The 26430-nt window shown below is 36.1% G+C and carries 26 protein-coding genes; 11 read left to right on the plus strand and 15 right to left on the minus strand.

What is annotated here, in order from left to right:
- Positions 1-552: 552 nt before the first annotated feature.
- On the minus strand, positions 553-966 hold the full coding sequence (locus tag HHU12_RS19015) for a GNAT family N-acetyltransferase (protein WP_169658323.1): 414 nt from the start codon (positions 964-966) through the stop codon (positions 553-555).
- Between the two features lie 53 nt (positions 967-1019).
- A complete protein-coding gene (locus HHU12_RS19020) occupies positions 1020-1667 on the minus strand; it encodes a hypothetical protein (RefSeq protein ID WP_169658324.1) in 648 nt (215 codons plus the stop codon).
- 103 nt (positions 1668-1770) lie between these two features.
- Here HHU12_RS19020 and HHU12_RS19025 point away from each other — a divergent pair, with 103 nt between their 5' ends.
- Positions 1771-2277 (plus strand): DUF4112 domain-containing protein, encoded by a 507-nt coding sequence (locus tag HHU12_RS19025; RefSeq protein ID WP_169658325.1) that lies wholly within the window; start codon positions 1771-1773, stop codon positions 2275-2277.
- 3 nt (positions 2278-2280) lie between these two features.
- Here the strand turns inward: HHU12_RS19025 and HHU12_RS19030 are convergent, their stop codons facing one another.
- From HHU12_RS19030 to miaB, 3 genes are all read right to left on the minus strand, one after another.
- Positions 2281-2904 carry an RloB family protein gene (locus tag HHU12_RS19030; protein WP_169658326.1) on the minus strand — a complete coding sequence of 208 codons (624 nt, stop codon included), beginning with the start codon at positions 2902-2904 and terminating at the stop codon, positions 2281-2283.
- Positions 2894-4174, minus strand: a complete 1281-nt coding sequence (locus HHU12_RS19035) for an AAA family ATPase (protein ID WP_169658327.1) — start codon at positions 4172-4174, stop codon at positions 2894-2896. Before HHU12_RS19035 ends, HHU12_RS19030 begins: the two co-directional genes overlap by 11 nt.
- Positions 4175-4344: 170 nt before the next feature.
- A complete protein-coding gene (gene miaB / locus HHU12_RS19040; protein ID WP_169658328.1) occupies positions 4345-5820 on the minus strand; it encodes a tRNA (N6-isopentenyl adenosine(37)-C2)-methylthiotransferase MiaB in 1476 nt (491 codons plus the stop codon).
- Between the two features lie 533 nt (positions 5821-6353).
- On the opposite strand from miaB, the gene HHU12_RS19045 reads away from it, so the two are divergent.
- Positions 6354-8831, plus strand: coding sequence for a DUF5916 domain-containing protein (locus HHU12_RS19045; RefSeq protein WP_169658329.1), 2478 nt, complete (start codon positions 6354-6356; stop codon positions 8829-8831).
- 72 nt (positions 8832-8903) lie between these two features.
- Here HHU12_RS19045 and HHU12_RS19050 read toward each other — a convergent pair whose 3' ends face one another.
- Positions 8904-9491, minus strand: a complete 588-nt coding sequence (locus tag HHU12_RS19050; protein WP_169658330.1) for a hypothetical protein — start codon at positions 9489-9491, stop codon at positions 8904-8906.
- Between the two features lie 360 nt (positions 9492-9851).
- On the opposite strand from HHU12_RS19050, the gene HHU12_RS19055 reads away from it, so the two are divergent.
- The 5 genes from HHU12_RS19055 to HHU12_RS19075 all read left to right on the plus strand — a co-directional run bounded on the left by HHU12_RS19055 (position 9852) and on the right by HHU12_RS19075 (position 15861).
- Positions 9852-11402, plus strand: coding sequence for an AAA family ATPase (locus tag HHU12_RS19055; RefSeq protein WP_169658331.1), 1551 nt, complete (start codon positions 9852-9854; stop codon positions 11400-11402).
- Positions 11392-12879, plus strand: coding sequence for a VWA domain-containing protein (locus HHU12_RS19060; protein ID WP_062619997.1), 1488 nt, complete (start codon positions 11392-11394; stop codon positions 12877-12879). Before HHU12_RS19055 ends, HHU12_RS19060 begins: the two co-directional genes overlap by 11 nt.
- Positions 12880-13083: 204 nt before the next feature.
- Positions 13084-13629, plus strand: a complete 546-nt coding sequence (locus HHU12_RS19065; protein WP_169658332.1) for a glycoside hydrolase family 73 protein — start codon at positions 13084-13086, stop codon at positions 13627-13629.
- A 206-nt stretch (positions 13630-13835) separates the two neighbouring features.
- Positions 13836-15392: a guanitoxin biosynthesis MBL fold metallo-hydrolase GntH gene (gene gntH / locus HHU12_RS19070; protein ID WP_205959928.1), complete on the plus strand. Its 1557-nt coding sequence runs from the start codon at positions 13836-13838 to the stop codon at positions 15390-15392.
- Positions 15393-15459: 67 nt separating this feature from the next.
- Positions 15460-15861: a hypothetical protein gene (locus HHU12_RS19075; RefSeq protein WP_169658333.1), complete on the plus strand. Its 402-nt coding sequence runs from the start codon at positions 15460-15462 to the stop codon at positions 15859-15861.
- Between the two features lie 79 nt (positions 15862-15940).
- On the opposite strand, the gene rnpA is transcribed toward HHU12_RS19075, so the two are convergent.
- The 3 genes from rnpA to rpmH form a co-directional block, all read right to left on the minus strand.
- Positions 15941-16363, minus strand: coding sequence for a ribonuclease P protein component (gene rnpA, locus HHU12_RS19080; RefSeq protein ID WP_169658334.1), 423 nt, complete (start codon positions 16361-16363; stop codon positions 15941-15943).
- Between the two features lie 148 nt (positions 16364-16511).
- Entirely contained in the window at positions 16512-16634 is a 123-nt protein-coding gene (locus tag HHU12_RS35670) for a hypothetical protein (protein WP_255515979.1), read from the minus strand.
- A 49-nt stretch (positions 16635-16683) separates the two neighbouring features.
- The gene (gene rpmH / locus HHU12_RS19085; protein WP_062619986.1) at positions 16684-16842 is read right to left on the minus strand and encodes a 50S ribosomal protein L34; all 159 of its coding nucleotides are present in this window, start codon (positions 16840-16842) and stop codon (positions 16684-16686) included.
- Between the two features lie 470 nt (positions 16843-17312).
- Between rpmH and HHU12_RS19090 the strand changes: the two genes are divergently transcribed.
- Entirely contained in the window at positions 17313-18065 is a 753-nt protein-coding gene (locus HHU12_RS19090) for an arylamine N-acetyltransferase family protein (protein WP_169658335.1), read from the plus strand.
- A gap of 21 nt (positions 18066-18086) precedes the next feature.
- On the opposite strand, the gene HHU12_RS19095 is transcribed toward HHU12_RS19090, so the two are convergent.
- The 5 genes from HHU12_RS19095 to HHU12_RS19115 all read right to left on the minus strand — a co-directional run bounded on the left by HHU12_RS19095 (position 18087) and on the right by HHU12_RS19115 (position 21625).
- Positions 18087-18725, minus strand: coding sequence for a LysE family translocator (locus tag HHU12_RS19095; RefSeq protein ID WP_205959929.1), 639 nt, complete (start codon positions 18723-18725; stop codon positions 18087-18089).
- Positions 18726-19098: 373 nt separating this feature from the next.
- The gene (locus tag HHU12_RS19100; RefSeq protein ID WP_062619983.1) at positions 19099-19713 is read right to left on the minus strand and encodes a deoxynucleoside kinase; all 615 of its coding nucleotides are present in this window, start codon (positions 19711-19713) and stop codon (positions 19099-19101) included.
- Between the two features lie 110 nt (positions 19714-19823).
- On the minus strand, positions 19824-20447 hold the full coding sequence (locus tag HHU12_RS19105; RefSeq protein ID WP_169658336.1) for a deoxynucleoside kinase: 624 nt from the start codon (positions 20445-20447) through the stop codon (positions 19824-19826).
- 43 nt (positions 20448-20490) lie between these two features.
- Positions 20491-21120, minus strand: coding sequence for a deoxynucleoside kinase (locus HHU12_RS19110; RefSeq protein ID WP_169658337.1), 630 nt, complete (start codon positions 21118-21120; stop codon positions 20491-20493).
- A 226-nt stretch (positions 21121-21346) separates the two neighbouring features.
- Complete coding sequence (locus HHU12_RS19115; RefSeq protein WP_169658338.1) at positions 21347-21625, minus strand: hypothetical protein; 279 nt, start codon at positions 21623-21625, stop codon at positions 21347-21349.
- Between the two features lie 421 nt (positions 21626-22046).
- Here HHU12_RS19115 and lpdA point away from each other — a divergent pair, with 421 nt between their 5' ends.
- The 3 genes from lpdA (at position 22047) to HHU12_RS19130 (ending at position 25761) form a co-directional block, all read left to right on the plus strand.
- Positions 22047-23453 carry a dihydrolipoyl dehydrogenase gene (lpdA, locus tag HHU12_RS19120; protein WP_169658339.1) on the plus strand — a complete coding sequence of 469 codons (1407 nt, stop codon included), beginning with the start codon at positions 22047-22049 and terminating at the stop codon, positions 23451-23453.
- Positions 23454-23768: 315 nt separating this feature from the next.
- Positions 23769-24215 carry a hypothetical protein gene (locus HHU12_RS19125; RefSeq protein WP_169658340.1) on the plus strand — a complete coding sequence of 149 codons (447 nt, stop codon included), beginning with the start codon at positions 23769-23771 and terminating at the stop codon, positions 24213-24215.
- 88 nt (positions 24216-24303) lie between these two features.
- Complete coding sequence (locus tag HHU12_RS19130) at positions 24304-25761, plus strand: hypothetical protein (RefSeq protein ID WP_169658341.1); 1458 nt, start codon at positions 24304-24306, stop codon at positions 25759-25761.
- 136 nt (positions 25762-25897) lie between these two features.
- On the opposite strand, the gene HHU12_RS19135 is transcribed toward HHU12_RS19130, so the two are convergent.
- Complete coding sequence (locus HHU12_RS19135) at positions 25898-26410, minus strand: DUF2480 family protein (protein ID WP_205959930.1); 513 nt, start codon at positions 26408-26410, stop codon at positions 25898-25900.
- Positions 26411-26430: the final 20 nt, after the last annotated feature.

The following is a 26430-nucleotide window of genomic DNA, read 5'->3' on the forward strand; positions in this document are numbered from 1 at the left end:
CAGAAGCGAGTGCAAAGGTAAGAACTTTTTATTTTAACTTCCAAATCTTTTTTCAAAAATTTTTGAAGTTTTTTTTCGTTGATTTTCTCAGCTCTCAACACTCTATATTTACCACTTCAAAAAAGAAGTTTTAAAAGCCTTTCGTTAAAGGCGAGTGCAAAGGTAAGAAGAGAAATTTAATTTGCAATGCTTATTTTGTTTTATTTAGAAACTTAATTTGCATCGCTGATTTTCAACTGAATCAAATACCTTTTCATTATATCAAACACCCGAGTCGGGTTGTCACGCAGGACAACCCCTACGTTTATTTTTTCCTCAGCCGTTTGCTGAAGGGAGTGCAAAGGTAATAGGATGTTTTTTAAATGCAATAGGTTTATTCATTTTTTGATTTAAATAAAAATTAATATGAATTCAAACAACTAAATTTCAACACTTTAGAAAGTAAAAAAAAACTCTCATTAGATTGATTTTTCTAACAAGAGTTTAATATTTCATATTTTGAGAACCTTTTTCCAACTAAGAAAGATAAGGTTTTCGATTCAAATCACCTTTCTAAAGCTGTTTTTCCATTCTAACAAAAAGAATCCCTTTTCTAACAAAAGAGGTGTCTGTTTGATGAAGCCCTTCTCTTTCGTATAATATAGTAGCGGTTGCTCTTGCATTACACCATAAAAGGTTTCCTCCATTTTCTTTGACCACTTTCATCACATGTTTTAATAACATGCTTCCAAATCCTTTTCCTTGTTGTTCTTTTAATGTGGCAAATTTTCTAAACTGCACATTTTTGTCTGGATCCATAAATAAGGAAATCACAGACGTCAATTCATTATCTACAAACAACCCCAAATGTTGTCCTTTTTCATCATCTGGAATTTTTACATAGGATAGGGGCTCATTTGGCCACATTACCTTATGTCTTAACGCCCAAGTCTGCGGGGCGGTTATTTCTCTAATTTCAATTTCCATACTGCTAAAAAAAGCGACCCAAGAGCCGCTTATTCTCTTCTATTTTCTTTTGCTTAAAAAGCGAATTCAATTCTTATCACCCAAGGAGAATTAGAGTAAGAAGTTTTTTCATCATAAGAAAAGTCATAAAGTGCAATGAAATTCACACCGCCTTTACGGCCTATACCTTGCGACACGCCAGCTCCTAATAAAAACTGATCTCTCCAAATACTATCTTTTATTGTTTCTCCATTGGCTATTTTATATTCCCTGTTATTACTAAAACCGTAATATTCTGCTTGAGGGAATACTCTTAGTCCATCTTTTAATGGAATCATATATCTCATAAATGGACGGATACCATAGTTGTTCTCCTTATATGAAACATCTTTTCTCTCGAAATACTCATACACGAACCCCATACCCACTTGAAAGTTTGGCGTGACCATGTACCCTACCATTGGCAATATTGCTACTTGTGTATGCACATTCGAAAAACCAAATCCTAATCCACCTCCAAAGAAAATCTTATCTTTTAAAGGAAGATCACTATGCTTTTTATCCTTAAATGCATCAACATCTGAATCTGTTGGTTTTTTATATTCAGAAGATGGTTCCTTAGTCTTTGTTGTATCTTCTACATAATTATATACTTGAGCGGTTGCTGAAGTATAAACGAATATAGAGAGTAAAAGTGCAAGGGTAGTTATTATGTTTTTCATATCAAGTATTTCTATTTTTACTCAAATTAATTAAAATTTTATCCAATTTCATGAACTGATCGACCAATTTTGTTAGATTACTTAGATAAAATAAACGATCTCCATGATGAAGACAAATACAACTCCACAATATACTCAAGATCCTTCTTTTAAAACGTTAAAAAAAATCAGCACTGTGATGGATGAAGCGATTACAGTTCCAGGAACCAAATTTAAGATAGGACTTGATCCTTTTATTGGGATTATTCCAGGTGTTGGAGATACAATATCAATCATTATTTCAGGGATTTCTTTATACACAGTAGCTAGAAATGGTGTTCCTCCAAGACTGATTATGGCGATGACCTTTAACTTAATTGTGGACTATTTGATTGGTTTGATTCCTGGCGTTGGAGACTTCATTGATATCTTCTATAAAGCCAATAGAAATAATACTCAGATGTTGGTCAACTATTATGAGAAAAACCCTGATGCTATCAATCAGGTGCAGAAAGGATCTTCTGGGCTGATTATTTTTGCGGGGTTAATGTTCTTTCTCATTCTCGGTGTAGTGGGGTTATGTTTTTATTTTATACGATTGGTTATTTTCCAATCTATGGGTTGGGAATAAATATTACATTTCTAAGAGGTACTCTACTAATTGGTATACATTAGTGTAAGGTTCTCTTTCGTAAAACTTATAATGCATATTGACTCCGTGAACATACGTTTCCTCTAATTTCTTGGCCCGTTGAATGGCTACTGAGGTGAATTCCTTCAAGTTTTGATAATTCTTACCATTTTTATGATAGCGGGTCACGTGATTTTGTTGGATATGCTTGATCAACATGCCACATTTTGCAAAGTGCTGATTGGCATCTAGATCTTCAAAGTGAAGCAGGAACCATAATTCAAAACAGATATTTGAGATAATGATTTCAATATCATGTTCATTGGCTAACTTTATTACGTCTTCTATATGTTTATGAAAATCTCTGTCAAAAACCAGCCAAATGGTTTCGTAAGGATTTCCTTTTACTAAAGCTCTTTTTTTCTTGATAATTGCTTCTCTCACCAAACCCAATGGGCTGTGGCTTTTGGGCTGATATACTTCTACATCCACAGCGGTTAAAGCTCTTCTTTTTTGAGCATCGTGTTTTAGTCCATTAAAGTAATTAGGTTCTGTTTTGGCTCCCTCACATAATATGAGGACTCTTTTTCGAAGTGATCTTGTTTTATCTTTTCTCCTATTCCTCATCTTCTGTTGGTTTAAAGTCAAAATCCAGGGCCATTTGATTGATAGAAGGTGTACCACCAAACTTTCCTGTGAGATACCACTCTTCTAATGGCAACTCTCTTTTCAAATTAGGAATATCGGATACAGAGGAAATTTCTGTAATGCCTTCTTCTGACCTTTCGGAAATAAAAATCTGATCAAAACGGAAAAGTTGATCGTTTAAAAGTGACGCATCATGCGTTGAGAAAATGAGCTGTGCCCTATGTGGGTTTGTTTTAGGATTATGAAATAACTTGATTAATGCTCTTGTAAGATGAGGGTGCATACTCTGATCCAATTCATCAATTGCCAAAGTATCCCCTGCCTCTAGTACTCTTAATATTAACCCACCAAGAGCTACTAATTTTCGAGTGCCTATAGATTCTTCTTTTAGGTCAAAAGAAATAGGCGGATCGTCTGAATAGGGTAATTTATGTATGGTTTTTATTTGATACCTTCTCCTTCCTTCAAAAAGTCCCATCAATTCACTGTCTTCTTGAAAGACTTCAATGCCACTCACTCCAGTATCTGCGTGACTTACTAACTGACAGAGGTTTTTTAAAAACCTTTGAGAATCATCATTGACAATATGCTTAGCAATACCTTGTAATAAAGCATCGTCATACACTGAACGGTATAAAATATAAGCCCTCAAGTGATTTTTGAAGAATTGCCAAGGTGCTACTAATTGTTCTAATCCTAATTGTGCTCCTTTGGATAAAAATAACTGATAAGGTAAAACATGCCTTGCAATGGTTTGCTTATCTCCTTTTAATTTCTTTCCGAAACTTGTCAGCTGTCCTTCATTTCTTTCAAAAAACTTTACCCTTCTTGAGTTGGGGTAAGCGTATAATGCTTCATGCGTGACTTGATCCACATCTCTCGACATTTCATACTCGTATTGAATACCGTCATTGGCAATAAAACGAATATAAAAATCAGTAGGCAATTCTCTTGAAAGGCGATCCAATCGAAAAGGGACATAGGCTTTTGCTCCTTCTCCAATAGCACTGTCATGTCCTTCTTGTACCATCACTGTCAACGCTTCCAATGCTCTTAATAAATTACTTTTTCCCGAAGCATTGGCACCAAAAACTACTGCCGTGGCTAATGTTTCCGTCTGTTTGTAATTGGAATGAATCAGCAAACGATCTTCAGTCCCTGCCTTGCGCACTCTTCCCGAAGGCAATAAGGATAACACCTGTTCTTCTTTGATGGACCTGAAATTGGAAACAGAGAATTCTATAAGCATTGTTTTTGAATGAATAATTAAGGATTAAAAATGAACAATTAGGTTTTGTTCCCCCGTTAATTTACAAAAAAATAAGGTATAACGCCTCGAAACTGAAGCATTACACCTTATTTTTTGTGGTTCTGATTGTGGTTCGGTGGGCAGACACATAGGTCTGCCCCTACGTCGGGCTAATCTATGATTTCACCTAATAATGTACCACCTGTACAATCGTGAATTTTCACTGTTGCATACTCACCAAGTTTCGCGTTTCCTTTCGGGAATACTACTACTTTATTGTGTGAGTTTCTTCCTTGGAAATGTTCTTTTGAACGTTTTGAATAACCATCAATTAGCACTTTTTGTACTTCACCCACATTCAATGCGTTTCTTTCTGCTGAATGTTGTCTTTGTAAAGTAACAATTTCCTGAAGTCTACGTTTTTTCACATCCAATGGAATATCATCTTCGAATTTTTTCTCTGCTAAAGTTCCTGGTCTTTCAGAGTAGAAGAACATGTAACTGTAATCAAACTTCACATACTCCATCAATGATAGTGTATCTTGATGCTCTTCTTCTGTTTCAGTACAGAAACCAGCAATCATATCTGAAGAAATACCACAATCATTACCAAATACCTCACGGATTTTATCGATTCTATTGATATACCACTCACGGTCATATGTACGGTTCATGATATCCAATACTCTTGAGTTACCTGATTGTACTGGTAAGTGAATGAAGTTACAAATGTTTTCGTGCTTCTTCATTGTGTAAAGCACATCATCCGTAATATCTTTTGGATGTGATGTAGAGAAACGAATTCTTAACTCAGGAGAAACTCCCGCTACCATTTCTAATAGCTGTGCGAAGCTGACAATTTCAACGTCTTCTTCTTTCAGTTCTTTTTTCTCTAAACGAGCTTTATTGTTTTCCTCATCAGACCATTTGTATGAATCTACATTCTGACCTAATAAAGTCACTTCTTTGTATCCTTGATCGAATAATTCTTGTGCCTCTTTTACAATAGAGTGCGGATCTCTCGAACGCTCACGACCTCTAGTGAAAGGTACTACACAGAAAGAACACATGTTATCACAACCTCTCATAATTGAGATCATGGCTGAGATACCATTAGAATTCAATCTTACAGGAGCAATATCTGCGTACGTCTCATCTCTGGATAAGAATACGTTTACTCCTTTATCACCTTCATCAACATCACCTACTAATTTTGGAAGATCACGGTAAGAATCTGGACCAGCCACGATATCTACCATTTTTTCTTCCTCAAGAAGTTGGGTTTTCAAACGCTCTGCCATACAGCCAAGCACACCGATAATCATACCGGGCTTGCTCTTTTTGACTCTGTTGAAAACTCTCAAACGTTGACGAACTGTTTGCTCTGCTTTTTCACGGATTGAACAAGTATTTAAAAATACAAGGTCAGCTTCTTCTACGTTAGAAGTCGTTCCGAAATTGTTTTTCTGCATTACAGAAGCTACAATCTCAGAATCCGAGAAATTCATTTGACAACCATAGCTCTCAATGTACAGCTTACGTTGTCCTTCATTTGCCGTATTTTCTGTGACTTTTACCTCACACGACACTGATTTTTCATCAACCTGTTCACCGACAAGGTTGATATCTTTAATCAAATCGCTCATTCTTTAGGAATTTAAGACAGAAGGTTGAGGATTTTCAGTCCTCCTATATTCTGAGCTTAATCTAATTGTTATTAAAATGAATAGAAGAGATTGATTAACAAAACCTTAAAGGGCTCAAAAACCGACCTCTTTTTTCTTAATTTCTTTAGCTTTAAATAAAGCTGAATGCAAAATTACTATTTGAAATGAGAAGTATCAATTATGTTTACAAATGATTGACTTTCAGGGTTATTTAGAATTACTCTAAAGAAGAGTTAATTAGTAATATTCTAATACGTTTTACATATTGTTGTGAGATTGGTAATAAAACTTAATTATTTAAGAATCCTTAAAAAAGAAAAAGGTTATTAGTTAATATTATATAATTAGATTGTTTTAGGGTGTTAAATTTGCCAATTTTAAGGCATTAATAAATAATGAACTACTAGAGCACTAATACTAACGTGAAGACCTTTTTCAACCAACTTATCATTACCCTCTTTTTATGTATTTTCTATTCGACTTCATTACAAGCACAGCACTCTTTACATCGAATGAATATACACGCGTGGGCGGCAAGTGAATCACCAAAAATCGACGGCGTTTTGGACGACGAGATTTGGTCTGATCCTCTGCATATGAGCAACTTGACGGCTAGCTCAAATAATACTTTGTATAACGGAGATCCTGCAAAGTATATTTCTGAAGGTTATTTCACGCAAAATAGCCCACATAATAATCAAGCATCAGCATTTAAAACAAGAGTACAGATTGCATACGATGATTATGCAATTTATGTAGCTGCACAGTTATACGACCCGGCACCAGACTCTATCCGTACGAATATGGGAGCGAGAGATTCTGGAGGAAATGGAGCCGATGTTTTTGTTGCTTCTTTTGATACTTACAATACAAAGCAAGATGCGTTTGAATTTGTGGTGAGTGCTTCAGGGGTTCAAAGTGACCGAAAGCGAGGAACATCAGGTTGGGATGGAAACTGGAATGAGGTTTGGTCAAGTGCTGTAAAAATAAATGATGAAGGTTGGGCTGTAGAAATGGCTATTCCTTACAGAGCATTAAGAATGCCTAATTCAAAAGAACAAATCTGGGGGTTGAACTTCGCAAGAGGAATTTCTCGTAAAGGTGAAACTTCTTATTGGAACCCTGTAGATGCCAATAAATCAGGATATGTAAATCAGTTTGGTACGCTTAGAGGAATTTATGATGTAAAGCCTCCGCTTCGTTTAACGCTTTCACCTTATATCAGTAATGTGATGATCGGGAAACAAGGAAGCAGTAAAGTAGCTAATACTTTTTCTGGTGGTGCTGATTTGAAATTAGGTTTAGGGCAGAGTTTTACATTAGATGTTAGTTTGGTTCCTGATTTCTCACAGGTACAAGCCGACAATGATGTACTTAACTTATCTGCCTTTGAAGTACGATTTGGTGAGTTTAGAAATTTCTTTACTCAAGGGACAAATATTTTTAATAAATACGGGCAATTTTATTCTAGGAGGATCGGTCAAAGTCACCACTCTGTTAGTGATGATCACTTGGAAGAGCATGAAGAATTTGCTTATAAACCCACTGAAGCTCCATTGGTCAACTCTATTAAACTGACAGGTATTACTGAAAAAGGCTTGGGAGTTGGAGTTCTGAATTCAATTACGAATGAAAGTTTTGCGATTATTGAAGATACTCTTTCTGGCGATACTAGAGAAGTAAAAGTTGACCCTGTCACGAACTTCAATATGATTTCAATAGAACAAAGTTTACCAAACAACTCAAGAATCGGTATCATGAATACCAATGTGATGAGGGGTGCTGGTTATAAAAACTCTAATGTGACTTCAGGTGAGTTCAACTTATTTGACAGAACAAATACATTTAGAATCAGAGGTTTTGGTGGTCTGTCACAAGAGTACCACCCTTATGAGGATAATGGTTCTGCTGAGGATCAAAAATTGACAACGTTAGGTCATAGAATTGATGCAGGTGGTGGTAAAGTTAGTGGTAAATGGAGATTCTGGACTTCTACCAATATTGAAACTGATACTTACAACCCCAATGATTTAGGGTTTAATGGCTCAAATAACGCCATCAATACGCATGCTGATGTTTCTTATAATATCTTTGAACCAAATGCCTTTTACCAACGCTTCTGGCTGAAAGTGGGCATGAAAGAAAACTGGCTCTACAATCCGCGAACTTTTATTTCAAGAAGAATGTGGACGGATGGCTGGATGCAATTCAATAATTTATGGAGTGTTTATTATGATTTCTCTGTACAGCCTGGATTGTCATATGATTATTTCGGGCCAAGAGAAGATGGATATCGTTTTAAGCAATACTCTTCGAATTGGGGTGGCTTGACGATTAACACTGATGGTAGACAGAAATACTCTGTAAGTTTTAGAACAAGCTACTGGCAACGTCAAAAGTTCAATCAATTTGATACTTATTATAGGTATGGTCAGACCTTCAGAGCATCTGACAAATGGGATATCAATCATTCTATATCATGGAACAACAAGCAAAATGAAAAAGGATATGCCACTACTGTAAAAGATGAAAATGACGAAGTAGAAAATGTTATTTATGGCGATAGAAACGTTACTACGCTAGAGAATAACTTCTGGACTCAATATACTTTCTCTCCTAAAATGTTTGTAAAATTCCGTTTGAGACATTACTGGAGACAGGTCGCTTATTCTGATTTCTTCAATTTGACGAAAGAAGGAGATTTGACCGATTCTAATTATTCTGACATCAACGAGGATGGTGAAAAAGAACACGACGCCAATTTCAATACTTTCAATATGGAATTATCCTATAGTTGGGAATTCCTGCCGGGAAGTTTCTTTACGGCAATGTGGAGAAATCAGTTAGGGTCTTCTTCTCATAATTCGCATTATGGTTTCAATGAAAACATTAATGAAATGTGGAAAGAAGCACAAGTAAATACTGTTTCTGTGAGGTTGATGTACTTCCTGGATTATCAGCAAGTGAAAAAAGGATTTAGTAGAAATTAGCATTCGATTCCCCAATCATAGAAGAGTAAGCACTTTGTTCGTATGGACTTAGTGCTTTTTTCATTTTAAATATTACTGTCCTGAAACCAATTTTGAGATCCGATAAGGAACGGCTACACCTTCATCTTCAAATCGAAAGCTCTCAAACATTTCATTCAGTTGTTGTACAGAAACTGATTTTTTCATTTCATGAGGATAATAATATACTTCTCCTCCTGTTTTGATGATTAGATTACTTTGAAGCTCATCACTGTAATAGTTAATGAATGAATCTGTTTGCTCTTTTAAAATAAACTCTCCTTTATACCTTTCTAAATTATCCATACAACCATCTTCCTCCAGCTCCACACTAATTTGAGGAGGAAATAGTATTGTCTTTTGGTGTGGAATAGAAAATCTAACCATTGTTGTATAACAATCTGGAGCACCACAATCCATCTCATGCAAATCAAAAGGCAACTCAAAACTAATTTTATCATTTTGAATTGTGACAAATCCCACCTCTATCAGTTTAGATATGATATCTTCTGAGGTGAATTTTTCACGCTTCAGCGTATGAAATGCGGTATAATTAGTAAGACAAGCTTCATTAAAGGTAAAATGATGACTTGATGAGAGAGAAATACCTATGATGGTAAAAAGGATAATAATCGTATTCATAACATTGATTTGGAGTTCGCTTTTCCTAGTAACACATTCGTTTAACTTTTGAAGTATGATTATTTTAATTTTGCTCTAAAAGAAACTACTGTGATTTTCTAGTTTGCAGAATTTATATTTTAAGCTATATTTTTTTTATTCAAAGCACTTTCTATAACAATTTTTAATTAAACAACATTTAAAAAGTAGCTTTTATCATATTCTAGTACCCTTGCAATTTCTAAATTTCTCACCATAAACAGTACAAGTCCCCTTGTTTATAGAAAAAAAACTATAAATTGAGAGGCCTTTTAACGCACGCATAAAAAAAGCATGTCGTTTTTATCAGAATCGATTATACATTATCTCATAGAATAACAAATGGACGAACTCTCGAAAGTAGCTTTTGATGTAAGAAAGCGCTCTAAGAAATTACTATCCTTATTGGGAGAAGATCTTCATGAAAAAGAAGATGTTCTGTCACTCGCTTTGTTGAGTGCGATTGCCGGCGAAAGTATTTTTATGCTAGGCCCTCCCGGTGTTGGTAAAAGTATGATTGCTCGTCGTTTGAAATATGCTTTCAAAGGAGGTGATTCCTTTGAGTATCTGATGAATAGGTTCAGTACACCTGACGAAATCTTTGGTCCTATTTCCATTTCAAAATTAAGTAAAGAAGATAAGTACGAACGTCTGACAGACAACTATCTTCCGGGCTCTTCAGTCGTTTTCTTAGATGAAATTTGGAAAGCGGGTCCGTCCATTCAAAATGCGTTATTAACTGTTTTGAATGAGAAAGTATTTAGAAATGGTGAGCAGGAAATTGAGGTAAAAGTACACGCATTACTTTCTGCATCAAATGAGTTGCCTGCCAAGGGCGAAGGTCTGGAAGCGATATGGGACCGTTTTCTGGTTCGTGTATACGTGGATAGAATCATTGATGAGCAGAAATTCTTTGATATGATCACTTCTTCGAAACTAACGAATCCGGTAGTAAGAGAAGAATTGAAATTTGATGAAACAGAGGTCGACGGCTGGAGTCCGCTGATTGATTCTATCAAAGTTCCTTTAGAAGTGTTGAGCGTGATTTCTATTGTTAGAAAATACATCGAGAGATTTAATCAATCGACGGGTACTGAAGTAGAGAAAAACATCTATGTTTCTGACCGTAGATGGCACAAAATTGTTCGTCTGATCCGTACTTCTGCCTTTATGAATGGTAGAGAAAGAGTAGATCTTTCGGATTGTTTCCTAATAGCCAATTGTATCTGGCACTCTCCTGATCAAATCGACATGGTGAGACAATGGGTCACAAGAGCCGTACAGAAATATGGTTGGAGTGCAAAATACAGCATGGAGACAGTTCGCTCTCAATTAGAAACTTTTACAAGCGATGTAGAAGATCAAACGAAAGAAGAAAAAGAACTATACATGGAAGCCCCTACTGTTGTAGATGGGGAATACCATATTATTGAAGGGTTCTCAAGCATGAACAATAGAATCCTTGCCGATGATTTTGCTATGATGGGCAGAGGTTCTTCAGAAGTTAATTTATACACGAATACAGGTAGAAGTGAAAGTTTTACCATCGGAAAATTCTCTGATACTGAGATTGAAGTACGTTTAGGTCACGACTATCATAAGTATAAATTGAAGTCTTCAAAAGAACATAGAATTGGTAAAGTTTCTAAGTCGATTACAGAAGACGTAAGAATTCAATTGAATAAAGAAGCGGATCTATTATTAAAATACCTTGATAAGATTTCACACGAAATTGAAGAGGTAAGACATAGTAGAGAAGAAGGTGTAGGCAAGAATATTTTCCTTTCAGAAAACTGGAGATCATTGATTGACGAAAGTTTGAATGACTTATGGAAATTAGTCTTGAACTACAAACTACAAACCGAAAAATTAAAACGAAGCTATGGAGGCTAGAACATCCTTTGAAGAAATAGAAAAATTTAAAATGTTTTCTTCCCTGGGTGAATCTGAAGATCGTGAGATTTTAGCTACATACCTTTCAGAAATTGCCAAGGGTCATACGCCTGAGATTTTGAATTCCAATTTCTCAGATATGGCCCTTGGTTATAAAGATGTTATTGATGATATCCTTGACACTCCCGGTCTCAGGGATTCTATCCAAAGACATACTTCATTGCGTGAGCATGTGATCAAAGAGATTGTCACGCATATAGAAGAAATTGCAGAAAGTTCTTCAGAAGTTCCTCAGATCGAAAGACAGAAAAAGCGTTTGAGTTTACCTTTTGGTATGCGTTCTGGTAATGCAAAAGGAGACAAAGGGCATAATTCCAAAGGTGTCATGAACAAACTGATGGAAACGATGCGTAAAATCTTGAGTGGTAAAACACAAAAAAGACAAGATCAACTCCGTCAGAAGTTAAGTGAAAACGCCAATAAGTTTGATAAATCACAACACTTGGTAAGTCAGTTGATGGATCACCTTGGACTTGGTTTTGAAAAAGCCAAAGGACAATGGCAACATACCGGTTTTGAAGTTTTATCTCGTTATGACCGATTATTAGAGGACGAGGAAATGCTCAAAGAATTGGTAGATTTGTTGGGACGATACGCAAGTGCGGAATTGGAGGAAGAAAGAGAACAATTACAGGAAATCACTATCAAACCTTTCAGAAGAACCTTTACACATGGTAAAGAATCATTGATTGGCGTGCATGAAAGTGACGACCTTTCTCAAATTCTTCCTGCTGAAGCCGCTTTGCTGGGTAATGAAGACACTGAACTGCTTTTCTATAAAAAGTTTGTGGAACATAAACTGCAGACTTTTGAACTGAAAGCGGAAGATCGTCCACCTCAAAAAGACGAGAGCAAAGAAACGCAGAAGGCAAGCACAAAAGAAGACGTCATGGGACCTATGATTTTGTGTATTGATACCAGTGCTTCTATGCTTGGTAAACCTGAACAGATTGCTAAAACGCTGTGTTTTGCGGTAATGAAAATGGCCCTTGAGAACAAAAGGAAGTGTTTGCTTTTCTCTTTTGGTGCCACTGAAGATGAAATCAAAACCATCGACTTAAGCAACCTTCACAATGGTCTGGAACCGCTGATCGAATTCCTATCCATGTCATTTAGTGCAGGTACAAATGCTGGCCCTGCCCTGCAATCTGCCATTGAGTATATGCAATCAGATGATTATAGAAAGGCCGATTTAATGCTGATCACTGATGGTAAAATTCCACCTTTGGAAACACCAGTATTGCATAAATTAAGAAAAGCACAATCGAAAGACAGCCGATTCTTTGCGGTTACTTTTGGACCTGAAAACGCTCCAGAACTAAAACCTTTTGATGTGGTATGGAAATACAGAGCCAGTAGAAAGGATAGTTTGCTGGAATTTGCCAAGAAAATTAAAAAATTCAGACGTAAAAAATAAGGAGCTTTACATCAATCATTTAACACAAAGCACAAGTGATTGAAAAGGCAACTTAGAAATAATATTAAAAATTGTAATACTTTTGTAGTCTAGTGATTCCCCCTTATCACTAGACTTTTTTATTAACATTTTAAGTGAAGCATGTGAACTATGAATCACCTGCTTATATTACTGCACCACAATTTTATGACGGCATCTAAGAAGATGCTTTTGATATTAGCTTTATGTTCGATTGTAATTACTTCATACTCTAAAAATATAAAACTAAATCAACAGCAATATTTATTAAACGAACAACCTAACAAACTGTATACTTACCAAGAGTATGTAGTCTCTTACGGGTACTTAGCGGTTCAAACGATGAAAGAATTTAAGATCCCTGCCAGTGTTATCTTAGCACAGGCCATGCTTGAAACTTCTTTCGGTAACAGCTCACTTTCACAAAAATCAAATAATCACTTCGGCATCAAATGCGGTGACGATTGGCAAGGTCAACGCGTACAACACAGTGATGATGAACATCAGGAGTGTTTCCGTGCTTATCCTTCTGTAAAAGATTCATTTTGGGACTATGGCCAATTCATTACTTCAAGACCTTGGTATCTTCATTTGTTTAAAATCAACACAAATAATTATAGAAGATGGGCCGTTGGTTTACATGAAGCAGGCTACGCTACTGACCCACAATACAGCCAAAAAATCATCGATTTAATAGAAAGATATCAGCTATATCAATTAGACGAAATGTAAATCTGAAGTTGTTAAAGAGTGATAATATTAGTTTAATATGAAACTTATTTAAAATTTAACCGTTTGGTTAATTATCTCATTTAAATCAAAATAGTGACACGGATTAGGAAAGGTTACATTTCTAATATTCAGTCATTAAACTTAAAATTTAACCATTTGGTTAAAAGTAAATATTAAACAATCATTTATTGTCATACACTACGATCATGAAAAATAAATTCTTGCTACAACTAGTCATCTTAAGCATTAGCTTTATCCCATTTATCAATGCACAAGACGACCAAGGTCCAAATCAATATAAAGGTGATTACAAAGGAACCGGAACTAAAGCCGCTGGCTATGTTAACAATAAAGAAACCGTGGCTACCGAAGATATCAATGAATTCAAAAATCAAAATGATATTTTCCAAACAGATACCACACAATTAAAAGCTACTTTAACTTCAGGTGTACCTTTGGGAAGATGGAATGAAGGTTTAATGTTTGAAGGTATCGCTCCAATGAGTCATATGGTATCGGCCGCCAACTGGTACCCGAATACAGAAGATTTATTAGAAGATGAAATTAGGATCATCTTTATGGGATCTTCCCCACTTATCCGACCTGGACAAGCCAATACGTCAATTTTAATGCAATTCGGAAACGGGAAAAATCTTGTTTTCGATATTGGAGAAGGGTCTGTAGCCAACTTTATAGGAGCCGGATTAGCACTGAACGAAATCAATGATATTTTCTTAACCCACCTTCATGTAGATCATTACGGAGCATTGCCTTATGTGTATATGTTTGGTGCTTGGAACGGCCGTTGGAATGAACCATTAAGAGTCACTGGACCTTCAGGATCTGAACCGACCTATGGTACGGCACATATGGTAGAAGGCATGAAAATGATGACGGAATGGCACAGAGACGCCTTTGATGTCTTCCCTATTGGTAGAGGCTGGGAAATTGAAGTCAATGAGTTTGATTTCACAGATGACGGAGGTGTTGTATATGACCAAGACGGCATTAAAGTCATTCACTGGCAACAAGCACACTGTAAAGATGGTGCTTCAGCTTACAGAGTGGAATTCAAAGGAATGTCGGTTGTATTCTCAGGTGATGGCAGACCCAACAAATTAACGGCAAAATACGGTAAAGATGCGGATGTATTGATCACTGAAATGCAAGTTGAAGTTGCTTCTATCTCATCTCAAGTTTACGGTGTTCCTGCAGTATTGACAAGATATACCATCGATACTCACCACAACCCTGCTTATGCCGCTGGTAAACTATACAGTGATGCCAATCCTAGATTAGCCATGGCTACTCACACTTTTGATGATTTGTATGCCAACAACGAAATGGTAGCAGAAGTAAGAGAGCACTATAATGGACCTTTCCACTTTGGTTTTGATGGTGTGGTAGTCAATGTCACAAAAGATAAAATATGGGTAAGAGACGGTCAATTGCCTGACTATCCTAACGCCACTCCTCCTCAAGCTGGATCAGCGGTTGCCGAAAATGGCGGTTTGATTGTTCCTGTTCCTAGAAAGAAAAGAGAAGATATGCAGAATCAATATATCAGAGATATGCAGTACCAACCTGAAGAGTATTATCCAGAAGGATATCAACCTGAATTAACCTACATATGGCCTTCTGATAAACCCATATTTGTTCCTACAGAAAAAATTCCAGCATCAATGAAAAGAAGAAGAACTGATTTTGATGCAAACGGTAATTTTATCAAAAAGAGAGATTACAAACTCGACAATGTAGAATAAAAATTCTTGAATCAATTTATTAATCCATCAGGTCAGTCTGCAAAGGCTGGCCACTCCATACAATACCATGAAAAAAATCGTTTTTACTTTCGCCTTCTTCCTTTTCAATACCCTTTTATTCGCTCAAACAAAAGAACAAGCTATCATGGCTTTGAGAACTGAAGAACACACAAAGGTTTCCATAGAAGAAAATACAGTCATCTTCAATGATCACTTTGGAGCTTTAGAAAATATAGAAAGTTATGAATACCTCGCACTAGAACTGGCTGAAGGTTTATATCATCAAATGTCAGATCAAATGTTTACTCCTTATTTCAATGTTCTTTTTAGTGAAGGATATGTTTACCAAAATATTATTGACTGCAAAAACGGCATTACTCTCAATCTTAATGCAAGTCCTGAAGGAATTGGTGTAAAGATCACAAAGTATCCTGAAGGAGTAGTTGCGGATGAATATTATGAGTTTTGATAATTAGATATTAGGTAGTAGAAAATTAGTTTTTTAGCTGATGTATTATAAAAGACTTGGAAGATTTCCGAGTCTTTTTTTATGCTTCACTATCTGTGTACTGTTCTTTTAATCGATAAAGGACTGCTTTCATTTTTCTTTCAATAAAAGCATACGGTTCCTTTTTCCTAGAAACATACACAAAGGCAATACTCTCCACTCTCGCATTAGGGTTTTCGGCCATAAGAATGCTTTTATTCAAGCGGTAGCTCTCTCTTAGCTGTCTTTTGATCCTGTTGCGGTCAGTGGCATTTTTAAAGCCTCTCTTAGAGACTGAAAATAAAACTTGAGGGGGAACTGAAGCCTGCTCTACATCTTCTGATAAAGTATAGTACACCTTGCAAGGAAACACAAATACAGATTTCCCTTTCGCAAATATTTTGTCGATGCTGCTTTTACTTTTTAGATGTTCACACTTGGGGAAAGTGGCATTATCAAAAGTTGGTGTTGATGACGGCTTCATAAAATTTTGGATAAAAAAAAAGTGAAGGTTCGATGCAGTTGCTGCCGCCGAACCTTCAGCTTTTATTTCTTTGTGCGGGCTTCCGCGGGGTACTATCTGAGCACCCCGCAGAGACGCTTAGATAAAAGCTGCAAGACTTTGTTGTCAATTATGCGTTAGCGGCAGCTTTTTGTTTTTTAGCAACAAGGCGCTCAGCTTTTTGAACTTGGCCTTTGTTGTAACTCAATTTGTCTTGATTTTTCAAGATCTTTTTTGCGATACGAGTTTTCATCACATTAATTTTTTAGTGTTCTGAAACACACCCTACTTTAGGGTGCTATCTACGCCTTGTGTTTTCTAGAGTCAGAAACTGTAAGGCTTTTTCTTCCTTTTTTTCTTCTTGCTGCAAGAACGTTACGTCCGTTTGCTGTTAGCATACGTTGACGGAAACCATGCTTGTTTCTTCTCTTGCGGTTCGAAGGTTGAAATGTTCTTTTCATCGTACTATGTAAGATTAGAATTTTTCGGCTTGCAAAAGTAAGCATACTTCTGCTAAACTACAAGCCGAATTTAGCTGACTATCACTATATTTCCATGAATTACATCGAAATTTCAAAAGTATTAACAGCATTAACACTTAAATAGTGCCTCGGAAGGCGTTGAAAATCAAATTTTCAGACTATAAAAATGCGATGACTATCAATGATATACCTTTAAAAATCAACCCTATAACTAGTATAGTATTCTTTGTAAAAATGGATACATCAGTAAAATTCGCATGCAAAGATACGGTTTTTATTAATCTTTCCCTCTTTATTCTCTATTAATTCACAGAAAGAAGAAATTATTCACAATTAATCTACCTCATTTACAGGATTCTACCACTTATCAACATATGAAATAGTTTTTTCATTAAGATTTTAAACTCAATACCTATTTTACACATCTTATTCACATCAAAAGTCAGAAAATGAAAAAATTTATTCAGAATTACCTCAACAGGATCAGTTATTCACAAGAAACCACCCCAAATGTTGATACTTTAAAGAAATTACAAGAAAATCATCTTTTTCACGTTCCTTTTGAAAACTTAGATATTCACAACCACAAAAAATTAAGTCTGAATAAAGAAAACTTATACACAAAAATTATAGAACAACGCAGAGGTGGCTTCTGCTATGAGCTAAACGGATTATTTTTTCTGCTCCTAAAAGAGCTCGGATTCGACGCCAAAATGATTTCAGCTCGCGTTTACAATAGTACTAAAAAAGAATACGGCCCTGAGTTCGATCACTTGGCCATCCTTGTCAATCTTCCACAAGGAGAATATTTGGTGGATGTAGGATTTGGTGACTTTACTTTACATCCTCTAAAAATTACACTTGAGGAAAAGGTAAATGATCCGTTAGGAGATTTCATTTTTGAGGAAAACCATCAAGGAAGTTTTACTTTATACAAGATAGAAGGCACCACAAAAACACCACAGTACTCTTTTACAAAAATAGCTCGTCAATTGGAAGAGTTTGAAGGAATGTGTCACTACCATCAGACGAGTCCTGATTCACATTTTACACAAAAGCGATTAATTTCTATTCCTGTGAAAAATGGTAGAATAACGATTTCTGGTGATGTATTGATAAAAACGGAAAATGGGATAGTAAGCAAGAGCACATTGGAAAACGAGGAAGCCTTTCAAGATGTATTAATGCAATATTTTAAATAACGTAGTCCCATGAACCATATATTATTTCTTAGAAAATGCCACCTTCAATCCCATCAAAATAAAAACAACACCGGCACCTTTATTCATCCATTTTTTGACAGTGCTATTTCCTTGAATTTTTGATGAAAAGGTAGAGGCCAGAAAAGTCAATAATAAAAACCACAAAATGGCAATTCCGGCATATACAACTCCCAAAAGCAAGAAAGGCATTTTGTCTTCTACTGCTGAAGGAGCGATAAACTGAGGGAAAAATGAGAGAAAGAACAGGGCAACCTTAGGGTTGAATAATGTCGTCATGATACCGCTTGTAAAATGTTTTCTTCTCTTCATTTCAACATTCGACAATGCTACGTTATCATCCTCTGATCCTTTGGCTAGAATACTTTTAATGCCCAAATAAATAAGATATGCTGCTCCCAAGTACTTTACAATCATAAAAGCCATAGCAGACTGCGCCAAGACCCATGAAAGCCCTACAGCAGCAAAGAAGGTATGAATAAAAACGCCTACGTTAATTCCGAATGTAGAGAACACCCCTGCAATTTTACCTTGCGTGAGTGACTTATTGATAATAAACATGGTGTCTATACCTGGAGATGCTATAAAAAGAAATGCGGTAATGATAAATGCCTCAAAGTGCACGATTCCTGTATTCATCATTTTGGTTATTAGTCAAGTACCAGAACAAAAGAAAATGCACATTTTATATTATATTTTTTATCCTACTCTTCGTTAGATTTTTATCACGTAGCTATGGCTATGCTCTGCAAATCTGCCTTGATTAGAATAAAAAATAACAATCTAAAATTGTGGATTTCCTTTTGCCCTAGCACTTCGTTGAAAGTTTGATTGATTAACTAAATATAAATAAAAACTGGTTCAAGTCTTAAGCTGTAAGCGAGACTTAGACCTATTTTCTGTAAAAAGCCTGAAGACTTATAGATCTACCTTATCGTTTTTTTGTAACGAGAATAAAAAAAGGCCTTGATTTTATAATTAAAACCAAAGCCTTCTTCAAAAATATTTTCTAGATCTACTTTTCTACGCTCAACATATTGTCAATCTTATCCACAATGCTGTAGAAATCTGCATTCTCTTCTACAAAATCGTGTTCTGACATTTTGATTCTTAAAAGCGGTCCTTCATAAGCATCAATCCATTCGTTATAAAGCTTATTGAGGTTACTCAAATACTCTTCCGGAATAGTTTGTTCATAGCTTCTACCTCTTTTCTGAATCTGAGTTTTCAAGCGATCCAAGTCAGTATCTAAATAGATTAATAGATCAGGCTTTGGCAACTGGGAGGATAGGGAGGAAAATAATTTCCAATACGATTCAAAATCCCTGTCGTCCATTTGTCCTGACACATGCAAATTTTTAGCAAAGATATGAGCGTTTTCATCAAAAGAACGATCTTGAATAATAGGCTTACCTGAAGCATTAATATCCAACATCTGCTGAAAACTGTTATCTAAAAATCTCACCTGAGCATGAAAAGCCCAACGCTTCATGTCCTGATAAAAATCTTCTAGATAAGGATTATCTGCAGTACTCTCAAACTCCGCTTTCCATCCAAAATGTTCAGAAAGCATTTTTGTTAGAGTAGTTTTCCCTGACCCAATATTCCCTGCTATCGCTACGTATTGCATATTTTTTTGATACTAAATGGGGTAGTTTAATAGAATTGATTGATTTTTGGACAAACAAAAAGTGTCTGTTACTGAAATAACAAACACTTCTTATTTATTATCTCTTTAGATTAAACGCGCGCTTTTGCCGCTTGTAACTCCGCATCGATGTTGGCCACAATCTGATCAAAGTGCGCCTCATTTTCCACAAAGTCTAAATCTTCCATTTCAATGACAAGTAATTTGCCTTTGTCATAGTTTGAAATCCACTCTTCATAGAATTCATTCAAACCTGTCAAATAAGCTCTTGAAATACTTTGTTCGTACTCTCTACCACGCTTTCTGATATGATCCAGCAATTGCGGTACACTTGTTCTCAAGTAAATCAAAAGATCTGGAGCTGGAGCATGGTCCGCTACAGATGAAAATACATTTTGGAAGACTTCGTTATCACGGTCGGAAAGTTGTCCATCTTGATTTAATTGACGAGCGAAGATATGAGCATCCTCATAGATCGATCTGTCTTGAATGATAGGAGTATGTGTTTTAGATACTTCCATCACCTGACGAAAACGGCTGTTCAAGAAATAGATTTGTAAAGGGAACGCCCATCTAGACATATCACCATAAAAATCTTCTAAGTAAGGATTGTCGTCCGCACTTTCATATCTTGGTTCCCAACCAAAGTGTTCAGCAAGTTTACCTGTTAAAGTTGTTTTGCCACTACCGATGTTTCCGGCTATCGCTATATACATACGATAAAAATATTTTCAGATTAAGATTAATAACAAAAGAGGATTAGACTGTAGCGCCTACATTTTTACGGATACGCATAGCTGATTCAATAGCTGATGCGATTCTCTCGAAATCATTAGGGTTATTGACAATATCTACATCATTGACATCTACCACTAACAAACCGCCTTTCTCATAATTGGAAATCCACTCCTCGTACAACTCGTTCAAGTTTAACAAGTACTCGTCAGGAATAGTTTTTTCATAATCTCTACCTCTCTTCTCAATGTTTGATTTTAATTTTTCAAGATCGGCTCTTAAATAAATCAACAAATGTGGAGGTGTAGCTTTTGCTTCATATAGTTTCGATAAAGCAGAATAGTTTTCAAAATCGCGTTGATGCATCATTCCAGAACGGCGCAGGTTTTCTGTAAACACATACGTTCCTTCATATAAACTACGATCCTGAATTACCGGATTATCAACAGTAGCGTCTTGAACTTGCTCAAATCTATGGTTCAGGAAGTAGGTTTGTAAGTGAAATGCCCACTTCTCCATGTCCTCATAAAAATCCTCTAAGTAAGGATTGTTGCTTGTACTTTCAAACAAAGCTCTCCATCCAAAACGCTCTGATAGTAAACGTGTTAAAGTGGTTTTACCACATCCGATATTTCCGGCTATTGCAATATACATGAAAATTGATTTCTGAAGTAATTGAAGTTTAACTTGCCAATTGACATTAGCGAAGTCCTGCAAATATATAGTTTTTATAATCGCTTCTTTACTTAAAAGTAGAGAAAGACTGTTAATAAGCTTTTGAACAAATATTAACGGCTGATTATCAATATAATATTAAGTAATAATATAAATATTATCTAGTATTTTGAGTTTGAATCCACTGATTCCCTTTTAGTTATCATTATTTAAAAAGAGCGTACAACAGCACGAATATTCCCACCATCACTGCAGCTCTGATAATGATTGGTTTTCTTTCAGTAGATCGGCTTCTTTCTCTTGAAAACGAGATACTCCTTCTGACACCTTCGGCACTTTCTTCGCTTTTCTCCTCTGATTGACCGTATTTTTCATACAGCGCCTTTATTCTGGCATCTCTTTCTTCTTTTTCTGCATCATAGTAACGTGGTGTAAAATCAAACGTTCTGTGTTGCAACAACTTAAAAAATGCTCCTCTTTTCATTCTTATCTTTATTTATGGATAATTTACCACATTTTCGGCACCTTGACAAAAAAATCAGACAGCACCTATAAACAAAAATACATAATCTTATTCTTATTTAATTGATTGATTTTATTTTGTTTAGATAGAAATGTGCTCTGTTTTATTTTTTTATGAGGATGATACATGACTAAAATTTTATCATTCGCTCATTTTATAGAACTATTGATGACATTTTGACAATAATCCCTGCTATTCCCTCTTGATTTTTAATAGAAACACAATAAAATTCCATCAATTATTCACCTGATTATACTTTAATATAAAAAGTGTTCCCCTTATACGTTTTTATTTTATCCATGAACTTTTATTTTTGTGTGGGAATTTTTACGAAATTGCCGCTCAAACAGAAAACGAAAAATTATATTATAACATTTTAATTATGTCAGCAACAAAATTTGACCTGATCGTCATCGGTAGTGGACCCGGTGGATATGTGGCAGCAATCCGCGCTTCTCAACTAGGTAAGAAAGTAGCCGTAGTAGAGAAAGCAGAAGTAGGCGGTATCTGCTTGAACTGGGGATGTATCCCTACAAAAGCCCTTTTGAAAAGTGGTCAGGTATTCCAATACATTAACCATGCAAAAGACTATGGTATTAATGTAGCAGGTGAAGCTGAAGCTGATTTCTCAGCAATGGTACAAAGAAGCCGTGGCGTAGCCGCTGGTATGAGTAAAGGTGTTGAGTTCTTGATCAAGAAAAACAAAATTGAAAAACTTTTAGGTTTCGGTAAATTAGTGGGACCTAAACAAGTTGAAGTAACTGACGCTGATGGTAACGCTACAGTTTATGACGCTGAGAGCATCATCCTTGCTACTGGTGGTAGAGCGAAAGAACTTCCTCATATCAAAATTGATGGCGAAAAAGTAATCGGATACCGTCAAGCAATGACTTTACCTGAGCAACCTAAGAAAATGGTTGTAATGGGTTCTGGTGCTATCGGTGTTGAGTTTGCTTATTTCTATAACTCAATCGGTACTGAAGTAACTGTAGTTGAATACTTACCTCGTATCGTACCTAACGAAGATGCTGACGTTTCTAAAGAATTAGAGCGTAACTTCAAAAAGCAAGGCATCAACGTAATGACTAACGCTGCTGTTCAAACTGTGGACACTTCTGGCGATGGCTGTGTAGTTAAAATCACTGACAACAAAAAAGGTAAAGAAACTACTATCGAGTGTGACGTAGTTCTTTCAGCTGTCGGTGTAGAGACTAACCTTGAAGGTATCGGTTTAGAAGAAGTTGGTGTTGCTCATGACAAGGGTAAAGTTTTAGTAAACGATTACTACCAAACTAACATCCCTTCTGTATATGCAATTGGTGACATCGTGAAAGGACCTGCTTTAGCGCACGTTGCTTCTCACGAAGGTATTATCTGTGTTGAGAAAATCGCAGGTTTAACTCCAGAGCCAATGAACTACGGTAACATCCCAGGTTGTACTTACACTGTTCCTGAAGTAGCATCAGTTGGTATGACTGAAGAGCAAGCAAAAGAAGCTGGTTATGAAATCAAAGTGGGTAAATTCCCATTCTCTGCGTCAGGTAAAGCATCTGCAGCAGGTCATAAAGAAGGTTTCGTTAAAGTAATCTTTGATGCGAAATATGGTGAGTGGTTAGGTTGCCATATGATCGGTTCAAACGTAACTGAAATGATCGCTGAAGCGGTTGTTGCTCGTAAATTAGAAGTAACTGGTCACGAAATCATCACTGCGGTTCACCCTCACCCAACATTATCGGAAGCGGTAATGGAGGCTGCTGCCTTAGCGTATGATGAGTGTATCCACTTATAAGATATATTCTTGACCTCTGACGGTCAACCTTTTAAAGCCATCAGGAACGAAAGTTTTTGGTGGCTTTTCTTGTGTTTATAGAAAAAAACTTTCAACTTAGATGGAGCTGATGTTTTTTTATAGAAAATGATTATGGCTATAAATTTACCCTATAACCACCCAAAACCACATTTCAGATCACATTTGCTAGAAATAAAACCTTTAAGTTAAAACAGAATCTCACGGTATTTCTTACATAAAGCACGCTTAACCCCAATGAACTATTTGAGCTTTGAAACTCTTTATGAAGCATACCATTAATAATTGAACCGTATCATGAAAACACTATCACTATCTATTATCTTCATCACGTTTTTTTCAATCTTTAGTGCACAAGCACAAAATCACATTGCACAAGAGGCGTTTGATGTTTACTGGAACTCTCTAGCTGAAGATAACAACATTTACTCTCAAGAAAGAATTGAGAAGGAAAAACTGGAAGTTCAAAAAGTCAGAAAACTGATTCAGGAAAGTATTAAAAAGGAACTGCAAGAAGTAAAAGAATTAAGCGGAGACCTTGTGACTAATTTTGCTGTCATAGAAGATCATCTTCATCAGGAATTTGAAAAACTGGGACTTTCTTACACGCATTTTGAAAAAAGTGGGCATAAAAGTGCTATTGCCATGGAAAACTGGGTTGACAACCATACAACCGTGATCCTGAAGCATAAATTATCGCATGCAGAGCAGGAAATCAACACTTTTTATGATAGAAATCATTAGAATAAAAGCATAGATAGGGATTCTTCACCTTTTTTATCATTCTGCTGTGGAATATCTTTGCACGAATGTTTATGAACTCTATCTTAAAATGAAAAGAATTTTATCCACGCTATTGTTAACTTTTGTCTCATTATCAATATTTGCACAATCTGAACAAGAGGAAACTACAGCTCCAGCCGTTGAAAAAACGTCTTATGAAAAATCCGTTGATGTTTTCAAAAGAGGGCTGCGACTGGATCTTAACAAAGAAAAAACCTCTTATTTCAAAACAATAATTGGTATTCAGGCATGGTGGAGAGCTGGGGAAACAAACCCTGGTACTACAAATGCGTTGACTGGAGATGCAATCTCCAACTATAGTGACTTTTCAATGCGTCGTATCAGAACAATGTTCTATGCTAATATTGAAAATAAATATTTACTATTTGCCCACATTGGTGCAACTAGTAATGCTACCAATTCAAGCATTACAAACAATGTTTATGTACACGATTTCCAAGGTCAGCTGAAAATTGCTGAGAAAAATTATATTGGTGCTGGTATTCACTTCTGGCAAGGTTTAGCCCGTCTTTCACGTGTGGGATCTAACAACTATCTTACTGTAGATCACCCTTACTTCAACTATCCTGAAGTAAACCGTACAGATGCTATTGTAAGACAAATGGGTGTTTTTGCTAGAGGTAATGTTTTAGAAAAACTTGGTTATCAAGTATCCATCAACCAAGCTATTATGGGCACTGCTCCTGTTTCTGCTCCAACTGTAGGTGGACACCCTATGTCAAAAAGTGAGCTGGAAGCCGCTTACAATAACGGTGAAGCAGGTGCTACTATCGGCAGCACTTACTTATTAAAGCAAAATAATTACAATTATAACGGTTATTTATACTGGCAATTCTGGGATGTTGAAGCACAATCTGTTTCTGGTGCAAGCCAAATGAACTACTTTGGTCAGAAAAGAGTATTCAACATTGGCGCTGGTTTTCAATACCAGCCAGGTGGTACAGGTACTTACAAAGAAGATGTAAATGGCAACATGTACATTCAAGAAAATGATATCACTAAATTAGCTGTTGACGTTTTCTTAAGCACTCCTCTTGGACACAGCGGTGGTGGATTCACTGGTTATGCAGTGTATTATAACTACCAATATGGAAGCAACTATTTAAGAACTCTACATGTAATGGGTGGTTTTGCTGGAACGGATCCTAATGTTCCTTCATCACCTCAAGGTCCTGGTTTCTCTCAATACTCTCATGGTACAGGTCATATGTTCCATACAGAATTAGGTTATACATTACCAAAGACCATTTATAATTCAGAGAAAAAAATTCAGCCTTATGTTGCTGTTTCATACAAAAATCTTGAAGGTTTAGATGAAGCTTCGTTCCAAAGTGATTGTGGTGTAAACTGGGCTATTATTGGTCAAAACGTAAAAATGACAGCCGCTTACCAATTGCGTCCTGTTTATATGATCAATGATCTAGGAAAAAATGTTGTTGACCATCATGCTGGATTGTTCGTAGCACAACTACAACTTCGTATCTGATACGTTAGGGAAAAGAAATATTTTAGTACTAGGACAAAAGAAAACGGACATTTTATCTTACCTTTTCTTCTGTCCTAGTATTTAATTAGGAGTGAAGATGAATAACACTATTACATCTTCACTCCTTTTTTTGAGTCTATTTTTTTCTCGGCTTTTTATAAATCGGCACTGTACTGCATGGCTCACCAAACATAATTGTTTTGGCAATAGGGCGAAGCTTCTCCGTGATATCAACATAAGCTGTAACCGGCACCTCTTCTTTACTACATCCTTTCACCACTACAGGTTTATCTACAAATTGCTCTGTGTCTAATGCAGCAATCGCCTTTTCAAAAAGCTTCTCTTCCAAACGGGTTAAATCTCCAAAAACAATTGTTGTTGCATATTTTTCCAATCTTGTCGTCAAAAGCATATAAGCCCAAGTAGGAATTACAACGTCTTCTGAACAAGTGACTGCCACATGCTTGTCTTGGTACTGTGACCAATCATGCTCTTTTATGAAAGCTCTGAAATCTTTTTCTCTTAAGATTAAACCTTGAAAAAGTTGTTCTTTTATATCAATAAGCACACGCTCTCCTTCTGCTCGGATATCTTCCAAGTCAAAAGAAATCAATGCACTCTGTGCTACTCTGTTTACTATTTCGTCCATAATTACAAATTTCTATAGTT

It is taken from the genome of Flammeovirga aprica JL-4 (assembly GCF_012844305.1).
GTDB lineage: Bacteria > Bacteroidota > Bacteroidia > Cytophagales > Flammeovirgaceae > Flammeovirga > Flammeovirga aprica.